Source organism: Actinoplanes sp. NPDC051343, assembly GCF_044455125.1.
Classification (GTDB): domain Bacteria; phylum Actinomycetota; class Actinomycetes; order Mycobacteriales; family Micromonosporaceae; genus Actinoplanes.
In genome coordinates this window covers 501,976-517,461 of sequence record NZ_JBITEL010000001.1, presented here as the reverse complement: position 1 = coordinate 517,461, position 15,486 = coordinate 501,976, and the positions used below count along the sequence as shown (strand labels likewise).

Below are 15,486 nucleotides of genomic sequence, written 5' to 3'. Positions count from 1 at the left end.
GGGGCGACAAGAGGTGCAGAGCCATGACGCACTCGACCGTGGTGGCGGTTCTCGCCGACGAGCAACTCCGGCAGGCGGGCATCGTGGCGATGCTGGACGGGCTGCCCGGCGTGTCCGCTCACCGGTTCACTTCCGACCGGCGCAGCGACGTGGTGATCGCCGACCTGACCGAGCTGACCCGGGCAACGATGCGGCCGCTGATCGTGTCGCACCGGGCGCACGGATCGGCGGTGGTCGTCATCACCGACGGGAGCGCGGAGGCCGACCTGTCCGCGCTGTCCGCGGCCGGTGCCGTCACGATCATGCACACCGTCGAGGCGACCCCGGACCATTTGCTGGCGGCGATCCACCACGCGATCCGCCACGATGCGCCGGCGTCTTCCCGGGCCTCCGCCGACCTGAGCGGGCAGCTGCGGTCGGTACGCCGGGTCAGGACGGGTACGCAGACGTGCCCCGGTTTGTCCGAGCGGGAGACAGCCGTCCTGAGCTACCTGTCCGAAGGCCTCGACACGGTCCAGATCATGAAGGCGATGGACATCTCGGAGCGCACGCTCAAGTACATCCTCTGGGGGGTCATGCGCCGTCACTCGTTGCGCAACCGGGTGCATGCCGTGGCGTTCGCCATCCGGGCGGGCGTCCTCTGAGGACTTACTGATCCTGCTCGCGGTCGCCACCAACCTTCCGGAGCTGGCCATCACGGTCAGCGCCGCCCTCGCTCATCAGCTCGACGTCGCGGTCGGCAACATCCTGGGCGGCATCGCCATTCAGACTGTCGTGCTGGTCGCACTGGACGCGGCCGGCGTGCGGCCCCGCAAACCCCTGACCTACCTCGCCGCGTCGCTGACCCTGCTGCTCGAGGGCGCCGTCGTCGTCGCCCTGCTGCTGGTCGTCGTCATGTCGACCCAGCTTCCGGCGTCGATGATCATGTGGCGGCTGGCGCCCGGGCCGGTGCTGATCGCCGTCCTCTGGGGGATCGGGCTCCTGCTCCTGCGCCGCGCCGGCCGGGGCCTGCCGTGGCACGAGGGCGGCGACGCGCCCGGCAGCCAGGCGAAGCCGCGCGGCCACTCACGCACCACCAAGGAGAACGCGGCCACCAGTAAGGGCGTGAGCACCCGCCGTACGGCATCGGTCTTCGCCGCGGCAGCCGCGGCGACGCTCGTCGCCGGGGTGTTCCTGGAACGCAGCGGCGACGAGCTTTTCGGCCGGTGGGGACTGTCCGGTGTGCTGTTCGGTGCGACTGTGCTGGCCGCCGCCACCTCGCTGCCGGAGCTGTCCACCGGGCTGACCTCGACCCGGCTCGGCGACTACCAGCTGGCGGTCAGCGACATCTTCGGCGGCAACGCGTTCCTGCCGGTGCTGTTTCTGTTGGCTACGGTGCTGTCCGGGCAGGCGGTGCTACCGCAGGCGCACCGCAGCGACGTCTATCTGACCGCCCTGGGCGGGGTACTGACGGTCTGCTACATGGTCGGCCTGGTCTTCCGTCCGCAACGGCAATGGCTGCGGATGGGCGCCGACTCGATCACCGTGCTCGTCCTCTACGTGCTCGGCATCGTGGGCCTAGCGTTCATCGGAGGCTGATCGGAGGTCGGCGTAGACGACGATGTTGTCCACGTAATGGCCGGTGCCGGAGTCGAATGGACCCCCGCACGTGATCAGGCGCAGGCCGGCGTGGTCGATGGGGCCGTACACCGCGGCGGACGGGAACTGGTCCTTGGCGTAGCGGTCGACCGCGGTCACCGCGAACTTCGCGGTCGTGCCGTCCTGGCGGGTGACCGCGATCCGGTCGCCCCGGTGCAGGGTGGAGATGCGGGCGAAGGAGCCCGGCTTGCCCTTGAAGTCGACGTGGCCGGCCAGGACGGCGGGGCCGAGCGAGCCCGGAGTCGGCGCCAGCTTGTACCAGCCGACGGTGTGCCCGTCGGCCGGGACCTGCATGCTGCCGTCGGCCTGGCGGCCGAGGGTGGCCAGCGCGACGTTCACGTGCAGGGCCGGGATCGCGACCCGGGTCGGAACCGACGTGGGCAGCAGGGGACCACGAGTCAGCGCCTCGCCCGCTTTCCCGGGGACGGACGCGGTGGCCGGTGGCGCGGACAGGGCCGGCGGTGCCGACCGCGGCGGCTCGGGAGCCGGGCGGTCGCGCAGGCCGACGACGATCGCGGCCGCGCCGCCGATCGCCAGGACGGCGACGGCGGCGAACAGAACCGGGCGACGGCGCGGCATGACGGTCATCGTTCGGTGCGGGGCAGCACGAAGTCGCGACGGCGGGCGGCGACCGCGATACCGAGCGCGGCCAGCAGGGCCACGCCGCCGGTGCCGTACCAGATCGCCGGGTCGTGCCGGGTGCTGCCGTCGCCGGTGCTCACCCCGCCGACCGGAACGGACCCGACGGCGGCACCGGAGACCATCCCGCACAGGGCCGGGGCGGTGGCTTCCTCGGGAATGCCGTTGAGGCCCCCCGACTTGGCGAGCGTCGACTCGCCGAGGGCGGCCACGTCGTACTTGCCGTTGTGGTTGGCGTCGATGCCGTGCTGGACGATGTGCAGGTCCTTGAGGTGGGCGATGGTGCCCGGCGGCAGGTCGGCGCCGGGGATGGTCCGGTCGTACTTGAGGTTGCCCTTGGCGTCCGACATCGGCATCCGGTCGATCGCCAGTCCGCTGGCCTTGGCGACGTCGCCCTTGGTGGTCAGCGAGATGAAGATGTCGCCGTAGACCGGCATGCCCTCCTCGGTGGTGAGGTAGCCGTTGTGGTTGGTGTCGGCCGACATGTCGGGGCAGTGGAAGTCCATGCCCTGGGTCGAGCCGTGCAGGTGCTGGGCGTGCGGGGAGTTCGGCACCAGTCCGGAGGAGCGGATGCTCACCTTCAGATCGCCGTCGTCCATCGCGGTCAGGGTCGCGGTGCCGGTCGCGCCGGAGTGGTTGAGTTGGAGCAGTTTGACCTGCACGCTCTCGTCGGCCAGCGCGGCGGTCGGCGTGGCGAGCAGCAGGGCCGCGGCGGCGGCGGGGAGGACGAGTAGTGCCCGGCGCAGTTTCATGGCGAGATCTCCTTGCGGAAGGGAAGGGGGATGGAGTGCTCAGGCGGCGGAGTCGAACAGGGTCACCAGCTGGCGTTCGAGCTTCACGTTGCGCGCCCAGTCGGCGTCCGAGGTGGCCCATTTGAGGAGGTACGACCGGGTGTCGGTGACCGCGAGCAGCACCCGGCGCACGTGCTGGGTGGTGTCGGAGTCCGGCCGCCACGTGTACTCCCAGTCGGCGCCGCCCCGGCGCAGCAGCAGCACGTCCATGCTGACCTTGTGATAGCCGGGCAGCTGGGCGGCTTTCTCCTGGGACTGGAAGTAGTCGAGGGGTTTCCGGGTGACCAGCGCCGCACTGTCCACGGTGAAGGCGCCCGCGCCGGCCGGATCGGTGAAGCAGACCGCGGTGCCGGACATCGAGCGCCGCCAGCCGGACGGCAGGGCGAGCGAGAACCCGGTCGGATCGCGGAACCATACCCAGCCGCTCGGCAGACCGGCGGGAACGCGGGTCGAGGCGGCCTTGACCGCGGCGGCCGCGACGCCGAAGCCGCACGAGTTCCCGGCCGTCGGTGCGACCGTCGATACGGTCGGCGCGGCGCCCGGCGCGGCGGCCGCGGCCGTCCGGGGCGCGACCGCTCCACCCGATCGCTGATCGTCGAGGGCGACCGCGGTGCCGACCGCGCCGATCAGTACCACAGCGGCGGTACCCACCAGCACGTAGCGCTTCCGGCGGCGGTTGCCGGCCGGGTGGGCGTCGGCCGCGGGCTCGGTCATCGCGGGGACGAGATCGGCCGGCGCGGCCGGTAGAACGGCCGGCACCCGGGCCAGGCCGCGAGCCGGCCTCTCGGAAGGGTTCCGCGGCCGTGGAACGGCGCCGTCGGAGATCTGCCGCAGCCGCCGCTCCAGCTCGGGGGCGGTCGGACGTTCGTCGCGGTTCTTGGCCAGCAGATCGAGCAGCACCGGCGTGAGCGGACCGGGGTGCCGCATGACCGTGGGCTCCTCGTGCAGCACCGCGTGCAGCGAAGCGTCGGTGTCGGTGCGGACGAACGGCGACCGGCCCTCGACCGCGGCGTACAGCGTGGCCCCGAGGGACCACAGGTCGGTGGCCGGGCTCGGCCGGACCTTCGGGGTGAGCCGTTCCGGCGCCACGTAGAACGGCGAGCCCATCACGACCGGTTCGGGACCGCCGTCCGGGTCGCGGGTGACGGCCAGGCCGAAGTCGCTGAGCACGACCCGGCCGTCGTCGCCGAGCAGGACGTTCTGCGGCTTGACGTCGAGGTGCAGCACACCGGCGGTGTGCGCGGCGCGCAGCGCGGCCAGCAACCGCAGGCCGATCCGGGCCGCGGCGCGATGCTCGAACGGCCCATCGGCCTGCAGCGCGATCTGCAGGGAGCGCGACCGGACGTACTCCATGACGATCCAGGCGCGGTCGTCGAGCCAGAGCACGTCGAAGACCTTCACGACGCCCGGGTGGTCGAGGCGCGCCGCGGCGCGGGCTTCCCGGACCGTACGCAGCTGGATCTCCACCCGGTCGGCGGCCGGCCCGAGCATCTCCTTGACCGCCACCGGCCGCCGCAGCAACTCGTCCTCAGCCAGCCAGACCCGGCCCATCCCGCCGGAGCCGAGCACCTCGTTCAGCCGGTACCGGTCGGCGACCAGGTCGCCGCCGAGCGCTGCCGTGCCGGTCCCGCTCGTGTTATTCATGCCACCACTTCCCGTCCGGCAACGCGCGGATCAAGAGGGACTTCGAAGCCGGGTGGGCGCCGGATTGGCGATCGAGTCGAAGAAATATCGAGCGGAACCCATCCGTCCGCCAGAAGGCATCGAATACCCCGCGTCGACCACGAGAGGAGTGCCCATGATTCGCGTCCTGGTTGCCCGCAATGCCGGATATTTCGGCGTCGAGGTGCGCGTGTTGCTCAGCGCGCAGCCGGATCTGAAGATGGTCGGCACCCTGCCGTTGGACAGCGACTTCGCGATGCGGGCGGTCGGGCTGGCGCCCGACGTGGTGGTGGCGGACACCGAGTTGATGGTCGGGCAGGTGCTGCCGATCGCGACCGACCTGCACCAGCGGGTGCCGGGCTGCTCGGTGCTGGTGCTGTGCGACCCGGCCAAACGGGGCATGCTGCCGCCCCGGCACCGCGGCGGCCGGGTGAGTTTCCTGCTCAAGGAGGCCTCGTCGCAGTACCTGGCCGAATCGATCCGCCGGATGGCGGCCGGCGAGCGCATCGTGCAGCCGCGGCTGCAGATGGCCTCGATGAACACCCAGCGCGACCTGAACACCCGAGAGCTGGAGGTGCTGGGGCTGGTCGCCGACGGTGACTCGGTGCGGGACATCGCGCACCGGCTGTCGTTGTCCGGCGGCACCGTCCGCAACTATCTGTCCGCCGTGATCACCAAGACCGGCGCCCGCAACCGCGTCGACGCCATCCGGATCGTGCGCCGCGACGGCTGGCTGTTCTGAGGCGGTCACGACCGCGACCAGGCCCGGATGTAGTCGACACGCTTGACCGCCGAGGTCGTCGACGCGTCCGGTGGGATCTTCGAGTACACCGCCAGGTTCGAGATGATGTTGGTGGGACCGGCCGAGGTCGCACCGGTGTGGCACACCTGCCTGCCGTCGGCGTACCAGGTGGTTCCGCCGGGTTCGATCGCGACGCCGTAGGTGTGCCAGCCGGCGCTCGGGTCGAAGGACGGCTGCCAGTCGCAGCGGCCCTGCGCGCCGGAGTACTGCGTGCTGTACAGCTTGGTGTGGTTGTCGGAGTAGAACTCGTAGACATCGGTCTCGACCTGCTGGTCGGTGCCGCGCACCTGCCAGGTCCAGAACGCCGGCCAGAACCCGCGCGCAGCCGGCAGGATCGACCGTTCCTCGAGGTAGCCGTACTGGAACGCGTACGACTTGCGGGTGGTGATCAGGCAGGACGTCCAGTCGTAGCGCTGCCCGGTGTCCGGCGACGTCACCGGTTCACGCTTGGCGGTCATGGTCAGCTCGCCGCCGCCGACCTGGCAGTTGGCGGCCTGATTCCACTCCAGTTGCTGGTTACCCGGGTTGCCGCGGCCGCTGTCCGGCTCGGCGCTGGAGCGGTCGGCCCAGCGTGACGTGTCGAGGGAGCCCCCGTCGAACTCGTCGCTGAAGGCGAGTTTCCAGCCGCCGTCCTGGCCGGCCGGCATCGGGGCCGGGTCGCCCTCGGCCGGTCCGGCGCCGGCCGGCGGGGGCGACGTGGCCGCGGCGGGCGGCATCTCGGCCTCGGACCGCCCGGTGCAGGCGGCGAGCGGGGACAGCACGAGGATCGCCATGGCGGCGGCGAGCCGGCGCGGGTGTTTCATTACCTCACCCCTAGCGGCGGTCAGAAGGTGAACTCGAGTCGGCGGACGCGGTTGTCGAAACTGGACGGCGCCGGTTCGGGCGGCCCGACCGAGCGGATCGCCGGGAACCGGGCGAACAGCTCCCGGAACAGGACCGTCATCTCCTGCCGGGCCAGCGAGGTCCCGAGGCAGAAGTGCGGGCCGCCGCCGCCGAAGCCGACGTGCGGGTTCGGCCGGCGGGTCAGGTCGAAGGCATCGGGATCGGTGAAGACCGCCTCGTCCCGGTTGGCCGAGGCGTAGAACAGCACCACGTCGTCGCCCGCGCGCAGCGGGTGCCCGTCGAGCTCGCAGTCGGCGGCCACGGTGCGGCGGAACTGGACGATCGGCGAGCTGAACCGGACCACCTCGTCGACGAAGCCGGCGCCGTACCGCTCGACGTCGGAGGCCAGCCGGTCGCGCTGGTCCGGATGGGTGGTGAGCAGGTGCAGGGCGTGCGCGATCGCGTTGCGCGTGGTCTCGACGCCCGCCACCAGCAGCAACGAGAAGAACGCCCCGAGCTCGCGCGCGCCGAGATCGGCGGAGACCAGAGCGGTGATCAGGTCGTCGGCGGGCTCCCGGCGGCGCTGCCGCGCCACCTTCGCCATCACGGTGTGCAGGCGGGCGAGCCCGCGCAGGCTCTTTCCCGGTACGCGCAGACGGCGCCGCGTTCCCGAACCGGCGGTGGCGTGATCGACCTGGGCGAGCAGCGCACGCCGCTCGGTCTCCGGCACGCCCATCATCGAGCAGATCACCTGCAACGGCATCGGGCCGGCCACCGCGGTCACGAAGTCGGCCGGCCGGTCCGCCGCGACCCGGTCGGCGAGCGTCGCCGCCACCCGTTCGACGTCGGCGGAGATGCGGGCCAGCACCCGTGGGGTGAACGCCCGGGAGACGACCCCGCGCAGCCGGGCGTGCCGCGGGTCGTCGAGGTTGACCATCGAGTCGCCGAAGACCGTCCGCACCCACCGGGCGGGCCGGGGCGTCGTCACCCCGGTCCCGCTGATGAACAGCTCCGGGTGCCGGCTCGCCTGCACGACGTGGGCGTGCCGCACCAGGGCGTGGAAGCCGCCGTCCCGCTCCCGGAAGTAGACCGGGGCGTCCAGCCGGCGCAACGCCCGGAAGGCGTCCAGGCGGTCCTGCGGCGGCCGGGCCCAGAAGGCGGGGTCGGTCAGATCCGTTCGCGGCATGGTCACCACGGCACACGCTCCCGGTGCTCGGCGAGTGCGGCGGTCTCGGCGGCCAGCCGCTGGTAGGTGTCGCGCAGGTCGAACCGGCGGGCGTGCCGCGCCGCGGCTTCCCCCTCGGCCCGGGCCCGCGCCGGATCGATCAGCCGGTCGGCGAGGGCGGCGGCCAGCGCGGCCGGATCGTCCGGTGTGACCGTGGCTCCGGTGCCCGGCGCGACCATCTCGCCCAGCCCCGGGATGCCGGAGGCCACCACCGGACGGCCGCTGGCCAGCGCCTCGAGCACGGCCAGGGACAGGCCCTCCCAGCGGGACGGCAGCGCGACCACGTCGGCCGCGTGGAGCCAGTCCCGCACATCGCCGACCTCACCGGCGAAGGTCACCCCGGCCGGGTGCAGAGCGCGCAGGCCGGGCCGCTGGTCGCCGCCGCCGACCAGCGCCAGCTGAGCGCCCGGGCAGCGGACCCGGACCGCCGGCCACGCGGCGAGCAGCACGTCCTGACCCTTCTGGCGGGTCAGCCGGCCGACGCAGACGACCAGAGGCGCGCCGGCCGCGATCCCGAGGCGGGCGCGGGCCGCCGCCCGCTCGTGCGGTCCGCCGGGACGGAACCGGGTCAGGTCGACGCCGTTGTGGATCACGGCGTACCGGCCGCGGACGCCGAGCGCCCGGCCGGCTTCCTGCTCGGTCTCCCCGACACACAGGATCAGATCGGTCCACCGGGCGGCCAGCCGTTCCCAGCGCAGCGAGGCCGCCCGGATCGCCCCCTCGACCGCCAGCCACGACCAGCCGTGCGGCTGGAACAGCACCGGCAGCCCGGTGCCGCGCAGGCCCAGCCGCCCGGCCAGGCCGGCCTTGGACGCGTGCAGATGGACCACGTCCGGGCGGACCCGGCCGGCCAGCGCCCGCAGGCGCACCGCCTCGGCCATCGCCTCGGGACCCGGCCGGCGGACGGCCGGCCAGTTGATCCGGCGTACGCCGGCCTCGGCCAGCTCGCCGGCCAGCCGGCCGCCGTCCGGGCAGGCGACCGTCACGTCCCAGCCCCGGGACAGCTGGTCGCGGCAGGCGTCGAGCACGTAGCGGGCGACCCCGCCCTCGCGCGGCTGGGCGACGTGCAGCACGGAGACGGTCATCAGCGCCGCCCGCGGATCCGGTCGCGGACGGCACGCAGCCAGGGCGCGCGGTCGCGCGCGGTACGGCGGGCCCGGCGCATCGCCGAGACGCCGGCACCGTACGCGGCGCCGCGCGCGCTGCCCGGCCGGGCCAGGAGCAGACCCTCGTGCTGCGACTCGGCCGGTCGCCAGCGGCGTTTGTGCTCCTCGGCGCCGCGCAGCATGCTCATCGTCGGGCAGCCCTGCCGGAGCGCCAGCGGCAGCACGTCGGCCAGCAGCATGGTGGTCACGTCGACCCGCTCGCGCAGCTCCGGCTCGGCCCCGTAGAGGTAGCCGCCGGCCAGCTCGCGGCCGACCAGCACCAGCGAGGAGGCGGTCAGCCGGCCCTCGAGGCGGTACTCGAACAGCGTCGCCGACCCGTCGGCCAGCATGTCGCCGGCCGCCGTGGCGAGGAACTCCTGGAAGCGCCCGGTGAGGTGCTCCGGGTTGCCGCCCCGGCCCTGCCATTGGCGGGCGTGCAGGCGCAACAGGTCCGCGGTCGCGCGTGCGGCGTCGGCCGGTTCGACCTCGCGCACCTCGATGCCGGATCGGTCGAGCTGGTTGAGCCGCCGCCGGACGGTCTTGCGGCTGTGCGCGGGCAGAGCGCGGACCAGGTCCGCTATCTCGGAAGCGGGCAATTCGAGGCAGAGCGAGGCCGGCGTACGCCATCGACGTCCCGGCCATGCCGGCGCGAGACGGGTGCCGGCGGCCGAACCCGGTCGCACCTCGGGCAGGTCGATCGCCTGCCAGCCCGGTTGCCGCAGCAGGGCACCGGTCAGCCGGGATGCGGCCCCGGCGTCATCGTCGGCGATCAGCACGTCGGTGAAGTCGGCGAACGGCTCGCCGAGCGGGGCCAGCACGGGGCAGCCGGCCCGGTGGCGCAGGGTCAGCGGTGCGGCGGCGACCAGCCGGCCGTCGTGGCGTACGAGCGCGAGCCGCAGCGCACCGGGCCGGCCGTACGCCCGCCACCAGGAGCGCAGCCAGGCGTAGGACTGGAAAGGGGTGGCCGCCGCGTACCGGGAGACCAGGTCGGACCAGTCGCCCTCCAGGTCGTCGAACGCGTCGTCGTTGTGCCGGACCTCGGCCGACCAGCCGAGGCCGACCAGGCGGCGGGATTCGCTGAGCATCAGTCGTCGTCCTCCATGCCGGCGACGGTGGCCCGGCCGACGATCGGGCCGGTGAACGCCGCCCCGTTGATCGCCCGCGGTTCGTCCCCGTCCGGTTCGGCCTTGGCCGGCGTCTCCTCGGGCGCCGGTTCCTCGTCCTCGGCCGGGTCGGCGCTCGCCGCCGAGCTGCGGTACGAGGTGATCGCCTTCTGGCCGTACTGGGCCCGCCAGACGCCCAGGTGCCCCTCGATCTCGGCCGGTTCGTCGAGGCCCGGGCCGTCGAAGGCCGGCCGGTCGAACGGTGGCCGCGGTACCTCGGCCGTGTACTGCTCCGGGCCGGCCACCGGCTCGGGTTCGCCCGCCGCCGTCCGGGTGTCGGAGCGGCCGGCTCCGGCGAGCACGGCCAGGCCGCCGATCAGCAGGCCGCCGGCCGCACCGACGAGCAGCTCCAGCGGCGGCTTGGGCGAGGTCGGCCGGCTCGGGGTGGTGGCGCCGGCCAGCAACGCCAGACCGACATGGGTGTCCGCCTTGCGATCGCTGCCGTAGTCCGACAACGCCCGGCCGACCGCGTTCGCGACCGCCGCGGTGTGCTCGGCCGACGGGCCGGTGGCGTCGATCTCGATGACCGGCGCGTCCGGCGAGGTCGAGGAGGTCACCCGGTCCAGCCCGTCGGTGTCGCTGCCGAGCAGCGCGCCGGCCTTCACCAGCACCGGCCCGGTCGTGGCGACCCGGCCGTACGCCTGGGCGAAGTTCAGGGCGGTGTTGGGGTCGCCGGCGTCGCCGATCGCCACGACGTACGCCTTCGCGGTGTACGTCGGTGTCTTCACCGCGCCGTACACCGCGCCGGCGATGCCGCCGAGCACCGTCAGCAGCAGGACCAGGCCGAACCGCCGGATGAGTCTCCGGAGGATCTCGCGTGCGTTCACGGTTGTGTTCCCTCGCTCTCGAGATGGCGGTGGCGATCGGCGGACCGGGGCAGCGGCCGGCTGATCCGCTCGTAGAGGCCGGCCACCGAGGCGGCCAGCCGTTCGATGTCGTAGTGCGCGACCACCTCCGGGACCGGCAGCCGCTGCCGGCCGCGCAGTTCGAAAACGGCTAGTTCGGCGCGCAGCGTGCGGGACAGCGACTCCGGGTCCAGGCTGGACAGTCGCCGGGCGCCCGGGGCGGTGCTGCGGTCCTTCACCCCGGCCGCGGCGGCCCGCTCGTCCAGCGGCGGGCAGACGGCGTACACGACCGGCAGGCCGCAGGCCAGCGCCTCGAGCACGGCCAGGCCGAAGGTCTCCTGATCGGACGGGGACGCGAAGACGTCGGTCGCGCAGAGCACCTCGCGGGCGTGTTCGACCGCGCCGGCGAAGACCACCCGGCCGGCTACACCCGCCCGGCGGGCCGCCTGCTCGAGCGCCGGACGGGCCGAGCCGTCGCCGGCCAGCAGCAATGTCGCCTCGGGAATCCCGCGGACAGCGGTGATCAGACGCTGGAAGCGCTTGGTGGGCTCCAGCCGGCCGACGCCGCCGATCACCAGCGCGCCGGGCGCGATGCCGAGGCGGGCCCGGGTCCGCGCCCGCAGCTGCGGGTCGAAACGGAACTCGGCCGCGTCGATCGCGTTCGGAATCACCTCGATCCGTTCGTCCGGCACGCCCCAGGCCCGCAGGCGGGCGGCGACCGACTCGGAGACCGCGATGGTGGCGTGGCCCAGCCGTTCGGTGGCGACGTAGAGCGCCCGCACGGCCGCGTTCGTGCGGCGGCCCTCGATGACGCCGTCACCCAGCGAGTGCTCGGTCGCCACCACCCAGGGCACGCCGGCCAGCCGGGCCGCCACCCGGCCGTGCACGCAGGCCCGGTAGAGGTGGGTGTGCACCAGGTCGAAGCGCCCCGCCCGCATCAGCCGCCGCAGCCCGGCGACCGCCGAGACGTCACGGTTGCTCGACATCGTCAGCTCGTGCACGGTGATGCCGTCGGCCCGGATCGCCGTCGCGACCGCACCCGGGTGGGACAGCGTCACCACCTCGCAGTCCTGCGGCAACCGGCGCAGCAGCAGGCGGAGCTGATGCTCGGCGCCGCCGGCGGCCAGACCGGTGATCACATGCAGCACCCTCATCGCGTCGTCACCGCCGGTTGCCGGGCGGCGCGCAGCCGGTGGCGCGCCATCTTGGCCCACAGCCGGGCGCCGCCGTCGCGGTCGCCGACGAACGTGCGCGGAAGGGTGTGCCGGCCGGCCGGGTCGACCGGCTGCACGGCGCACGCGTAGTCGTATCCGGCGTCGCGGACCGCCTCGGCCTCGCGGGCGCCGGCCGCGCCGTACGGGTAGCAGAAGCCGGTGACCTCGGCGCCGGTCAGCTCGGTCAGGATCAGGCGGCTCCGGCGTACGTGATCGAAGAGCTCGCCGTCGCTCAGCGCCGGCATCCGCCGATGAACGAGGCTGTGCGAGCCGATCTCGAAGCCGGCCCCGGCGGCCCGGCGCACCTGGGCCGCGCTCATCAGCGGCTTGCGCGGGCCCGGTTCGTCCCACGAGTTGTGACCGCCGATCCCGCCGGCCACCACGAACACCGTGGCACCGAACCGGTAGCGCTGCAGGGCCGGCATCACCTCGGTGACGAAGTCCCGGTAGCCGTCGTCGAAGGTCAGCCCGACCAGGCCGGCGGCGGATGGTGCCGCCAGCAGCTCCCGCATGCCGACGCCGCGCAGCCCCCGGCGCCGCAGCCAGCGCAGTTGCTCGTCGAACCGCCGCGGGTGCACGGTCACCCGGTACGGATCGGCCTGGTAGGGCTCGACCGAGTGGTACATCAGGATCAGGGGATCAGCGGGCACGGGCGAGCCTCCTGCGGATCAGGGCCGTGACGACGGCGATCTCGTCCGCCCCGGCCAGCCGGCCGGCGACGGCGAAGACGAGCAGCACCAGCACTCCACCGGTGGCGGCCGAGAACAGGGCCGGCCAACCGGTCAGGAGACGGCCGGCCAGCCAGCCGGCGGTGCCCGCGGTACCGGCCGCGACCGCCAGCCGGGCCGTCGCGGCGCCGACCGACCGCAGCGACACGGCGACGATCCGGTCGCGCAGGCCGATCAGCAGCAGAACGGCCGTCGTCACGATGCCGGCGCCGTTGGCCGCGGCGATCGCGTACGCGTGGAAGTGCGCGACCCCGCCCACCGCGAGAAGCGCGGTGACCGCGAGCCCGGCGCCCATCGCGGCCGCTGGGTACCAGCTGCGCCGCTCGCCGGTGTAGAAGGCGCGCGACAGCACGCCGACCAGGGCGTGGCCGATCAGGCCGAACGCGTAGACCCGCAGGATGGCGGCGGTCGCGGCGGTGTCGGCGGCGGTGAACTCGCCGTGCCCGAGCAGCGCCGCCACGACCTGCGGGGCGAACGCGACGAGGTACGCCGCCGACACGAGGATCAGTGCGATCACCGTACGCAGATCGGACTCGAGCCTTTCCCGGGCGGCTTGCGCCTCGCCGGCCGCCACGCTGCGGGCCAGCGCCGGGAACGTGACCGTGCAGACGAGCAGGGCCACCAGCATCGGCATCTGGGCGACCTTCTGCGCGTAGTTCAGGTGCGAGATCGTGCCCGGCGGCAGCGAGGAGCCGAGGAAGCGTTCGATGAAGACCTGCGCCTGCCGGGCGATCGTGTAGACGGCCAGCGGCGCGAAGGCCCCCAGCGTCACGGTCGGGCCGGCCGCGCGCCAGGAGCGCGGCAACCCCACGTGCCGCAGGAAGCTGGGCAGCTGAGCGAGCAGCATCAGCACGCTGCCGACCGCGACCCCGGCCGCCGCGCTGACGATGCCCAGCCGGCCGCCGAGCGTCGCCATCAGAGCGAGGATGCCGATGTTGTAGGACAGGTGGATGGTGGCCGGCGCGCCGAAGACGTGGTTGGCCCGCAGCGCCGCGCTGACGTACCCGGCGAGACCGAACGTGAGCACGGTCAGCGCGGTCAGCCGGGTGCAGGTGACCGCCAGAGCCGGGTCGGCCAGTCCGGGCGCGATCGCCCGGACCAGCAGCGGGGCGCCGAGCGCGACCGCCGCCGAGGCCGCCACCAGCACGACCGCCACCCGGGGCAGGGTCGAGGCGACGATCCGCCGGGTCGCCGCGCGGGCCTCACCCGGTCCGGCGCCGGCCAGGGCCCGGCTGAACAGCGGGATCATCAGGAACGACATCGCGCCCTCGACGACGAGCGTGAACGCGGTCTCCGGCACTGTCCAGGCGACCAGGAACGCGTCGGTGCCGCCGTTCGCCCCGAAGAACCGGGCCAGCAGCAGATCGCGGACGAGCCCGAGGGCGGAACCGCTGAGCGTGACCACCACGGTCACCACGGCGGCCCGCATCAGCGCGGGGCGAGTCTCGGTCGCGGTCATCGGCTCACCGCCTGCGGCACGATCAGGGTGCGGCGGACGGCGAGGCCGAGCACCACCGCCAGCAGCACGCTGGTCGGCCCGGCGCCGATGTCGCCGTACGCGAAGTCGACAAGCGTCCACACCATCACCGCGGGGCCGGCGAGATCGAGGAACCGTTGCCCGGGCGACGGCAGCCGGACGTCGCGCCGCCTGAGGGCGCCCACGGTGAGGGCGGCCAGCAGGCCGCCGAACGCGAGGATGCCGACGGTGCCCTGCTCGCTGAGGACCATCAGGTACTGGTTGTGCGCCGACAGCAGCGGCTCGCGGCTGATGCCGGTGGCCTTGTCGCCGACGTCGCTGCCGGCCGAGAGCTCGACCGAGGCGTAGCTGTCGCGGTATTCGGCGAAGTCCTTGAGCCCGACCCCGACCACGGGATGGTCCTTGAAGATCGCGATCGCGGTGTGCCACAGGGCGTAGCGGTCACGCACCGACTGGTCCGGGGCGCTGCCGACCGAGGCGATGCTGGCCACCCGCTGATCGACCGCGCCGGTGCCCGACGAGGAGGCGCCGAGCACGACGATGGCGGCCACCAGGACCGCCGCACCGCCGAGCACCAGAGCGACGCGCCAGCTGGCCAGCGTGAGCAGGATCAGCACGGAGACGGCGGTGGCGATCCAGGCGCCGCGGCTCAGGGTCAGCCCCAGCGGGATCAGCAGGAAGGCGGAGGCGGCCAGCAGGGCGATCCGCAGCTTCCCGCGTACGGCGAACCCCAGCGCGAGCGTGACCACCAGGCCGTACCCGATCAGCGCGCCCAGCGCGAGCACCTGGTCCGGCCCGAAGGTGCCGACCGCCCGGGTGTAGGAGCCGCCGTAGGTGGCGCCGGTCCCGGTCAGCGCCTGGTAGATGCCGACCACGCCCTCGGCGACGGTGACCACGGCGATGCCCCCGCCGATCAGCGCGAGGTCGAGGCGGTCGCGCAGCGACATGGCCACCGCGACCGGGACGAGCACGAAGAGCTCGGCGTAGCGGGCGAAGCCGATGATGCTGGCGGAGACGTCGCTGGCGGTGACGGTGGCCAGGGCCAGCGCGGTCAGGACCGCGGCGAACGGCAGCCAGCCGCGGCGCACGGCCGAGCGTTCGGTTCCGGTCAGCATGCGTACGGCGACCGCGGCGACGACCAGGCCGGCACCGAGGTCGGCCGGGGTGACGTGACCGGAGTCGGCGACGTCGCTGATGCCGCTGGGCAGGCAGGTGAGCAGCAGCGTTCCGGCGACGAGCGCGCTGGGGCGGCGGATCGCGAAGTCGATCCCGGCGAGCAGCCAGGCGAGCGGGCTCAGAGCGACCCGGGCGGGGGAGCGGACGACGGCGTACACG

At 73.7% G+C, this 15,486-nt stretch carries 15 protein-coding genes; 3 read left to right on the top strand and 12 right to left on the bottom strand.

All coding sequences use genetic code 11. The annotated features are described in order from the left end of the window. The first annotated feature begins 23 nt into the window (after positions 1–23). Both ACIA5C_RS02250 and ACIA5C_RS02245 read left to right on the top strand, forming a co-directional pair. Complete coding sequence (locus ACIA5C_RS02250; protein ID WP_396050345.1) at positions 24–644, top strand: LuxR C-terminal-related transcriptional regulator; 621 nt, start codon at positions 24–26, stop codon at positions 642–644. Continuing rightward, positions 607–1,578: a sodium:calcium antiporter gene (locus tag ACIA5C_RS02245; RefSeq protein WP_396050344.1), complete on the top strand. Its 972-nt coding sequence runs from the start codon at positions 607–609 to the stop codon at positions 1,576–1,578. Before ACIA5C_RS02250 ends, ACIA5C_RS02245 begins: the two co-directional genes overlap by 38 nt. Here ACIA5C_RS02245 and ACIA5C_RS02240 read toward each other — a convergent pair. The 3 genes from ACIA5C_RS02240 to ACIA5C_RS02230 are packed head-to-tail and all read right to left on the bottom strand — an operon-like array spanning position 1,558 to position 4,712. Continuing rightward, positions 1,558–2,217, bottom strand: a complete 660-nt coding sequence (locus tag ACIA5C_RS02240) for a class F sortase (protein ID WP_396050342.1) — start codon at positions 2,215–2,217, stop codon at positions 1,558–1,560. The two genes, ACIA5C_RS02245 and ACIA5C_RS02240, sit on opposite strands and share 21 nt — an antisense overlap. A 5-nt stretch (positions 2,218–2,222) precedes the next feature. After that, entirely contained in the window at positions 2,223–3,029 is an 807-nt protein-coding gene (locus ACIA5C_RS02235) for a hypothetical protein (RefSeq protein WP_396050340.1), read from the bottom strand. Between the two features lie 39 nt (positions 3,030–3,068). Next, positions 3,069–4,712 carry a serine/threonine-protein kinase gene (locus ACIA5C_RS02230; protein WP_396050338.1) on the bottom strand — a complete coding sequence of 548 codons (1,644 nt, stop codon included), beginning with the start codon at positions 4,710–4,712 and terminating at the stop codon, positions 3,069–3,071. Positions 4,713–4,866: 154 nt separating this feature from the next. Here ACIA5C_RS02230 and ACIA5C_RS02225 point away from each other — a divergent pair, with 154 nt between their 5' ends. Beyond that, complete coding sequence (locus tag ACIA5C_RS02225) at positions 4,867–5,472, top strand: DNA-binding response regulator (RefSeq protein WP_396050336.1); 606 nt, start codon at positions 4,867–4,869, stop codon at positions 5,470–5,472. Positions 5,473–5,477: 5 nt separating this feature from the next. Here the strand turns inward: ACIA5C_RS02225 and ACIA5C_RS02220 are convergent, their stop codons facing one another. From ACIA5C_RS02220 to ACIA5C_RS02180, 9 genes are read right to left on the bottom strand one after another with little or no spacing between them, the layout of a single operon-like run. Then, positions 5,478–6,335 carry a family 16 glycosylhydrolase gene (locus tag ACIA5C_RS02220; RefSeq protein WP_396050334.1) on the bottom strand — a complete coding sequence of 286 codons (858 nt, stop codon included), beginning with the start codon at positions 6,333–6,335 and terminating at the stop codon, positions 5,478–5,480. Between the two features lie 20 nt (positions 6,336–6,355). After that, positions 6,356–7,540: a cytochrome P450 gene (locus ACIA5C_RS02215; RefSeq protein ID WP_396050332.1), complete on the bottom strand. Its 1,185-nt coding sequence runs from the start codon at positions 7,538–7,540 to the stop codon at positions 6,356–6,358. 2 nt (positions 7,541–7,542) lie between these two features. Further along, complete coding sequence (locus ACIA5C_RS02210) at positions 7,543–8,664, bottom strand: glycosyltransferase (RefSeq protein ID WP_396050330.1); 1,122 nt, start codon at positions 8,662–8,664, stop codon at positions 7,543–7,545. Further along, positions 8,664–9,809 carry a GNAT family N-acetyltransferase gene (locus tag ACIA5C_RS02205; protein ID WP_396050329.1) on the bottom strand — a complete coding sequence of 382 codons (1,146 nt, stop codon included), beginning with the start codon at positions 9,807–9,809 and terminating at the stop codon, positions 8,664–8,666. The genes ACIA5C_RS02210 and ACIA5C_RS02205 overlap by 1 nt, the downstream gene beginning before the upstream one ends. Further along, positions 9,809–10,714, bottom strand: coding sequence for a Wzz/FepE/Etk N-terminal domain-containing protein (locus ACIA5C_RS02200; protein WP_396050326.1), 906 nt, complete (start codon positions 10,712–10,714; stop codon positions 9,809–9,811). The genes ACIA5C_RS02205 and ACIA5C_RS02200 overlap by 1 nt, the downstream gene beginning before the upstream one ends. Continuing rightward, complete coding sequence (locus ACIA5C_RS02195; RefSeq protein ID WP_396050325.1) at positions 10,711–11,886, bottom strand: glycosyltransferase; 1,176 nt, start codon at positions 11,884–11,886, stop codon at positions 10,711–10,713. The genes ACIA5C_RS02200 and ACIA5C_RS02195 overlap by 4 nt, the downstream gene beginning before the upstream one ends. Beyond that, complete coding sequence (locus ACIA5C_RS02190) at positions 11,883–12,596, bottom strand: polysaccharide deacetylase family protein (protein ID WP_396050323.1); 714 nt, start codon at positions 12,594–12,596, stop codon at positions 11,883–11,885. The genes ACIA5C_RS02195 and ACIA5C_RS02190 overlap by 4 nt, the downstream gene beginning before the upstream one ends. Then, positions 12,586–14,133, bottom strand: a complete 1,548-nt coding sequence (locus ACIA5C_RS02185) for a lipid II flippase MurJ (protein WP_396050321.1) — start codon at positions 14,131–14,133, stop codon at positions 12,586–12,588. The genes ACIA5C_RS02190 and ACIA5C_RS02185 overlap by 11 nt, the downstream gene beginning before the upstream one ends. Further along, positions 14,130–15,485 carry an O-antigen ligase family protein gene (locus ACIA5C_RS02180; RefSeq protein ID WP_396050319.1) on the bottom strand — a complete coding sequence of 452 codons (1,356 nt, stop codon included), beginning with the start codon at positions 15,483–15,485 and terminating at the stop codon, positions 14,130–14,132. Before ACIA5C_RS02180 ends, ACIA5C_RS02185 begins: the two co-directional genes overlap by 4 nt. Position 15,486 lies beyond the last annotated feature (1 nt).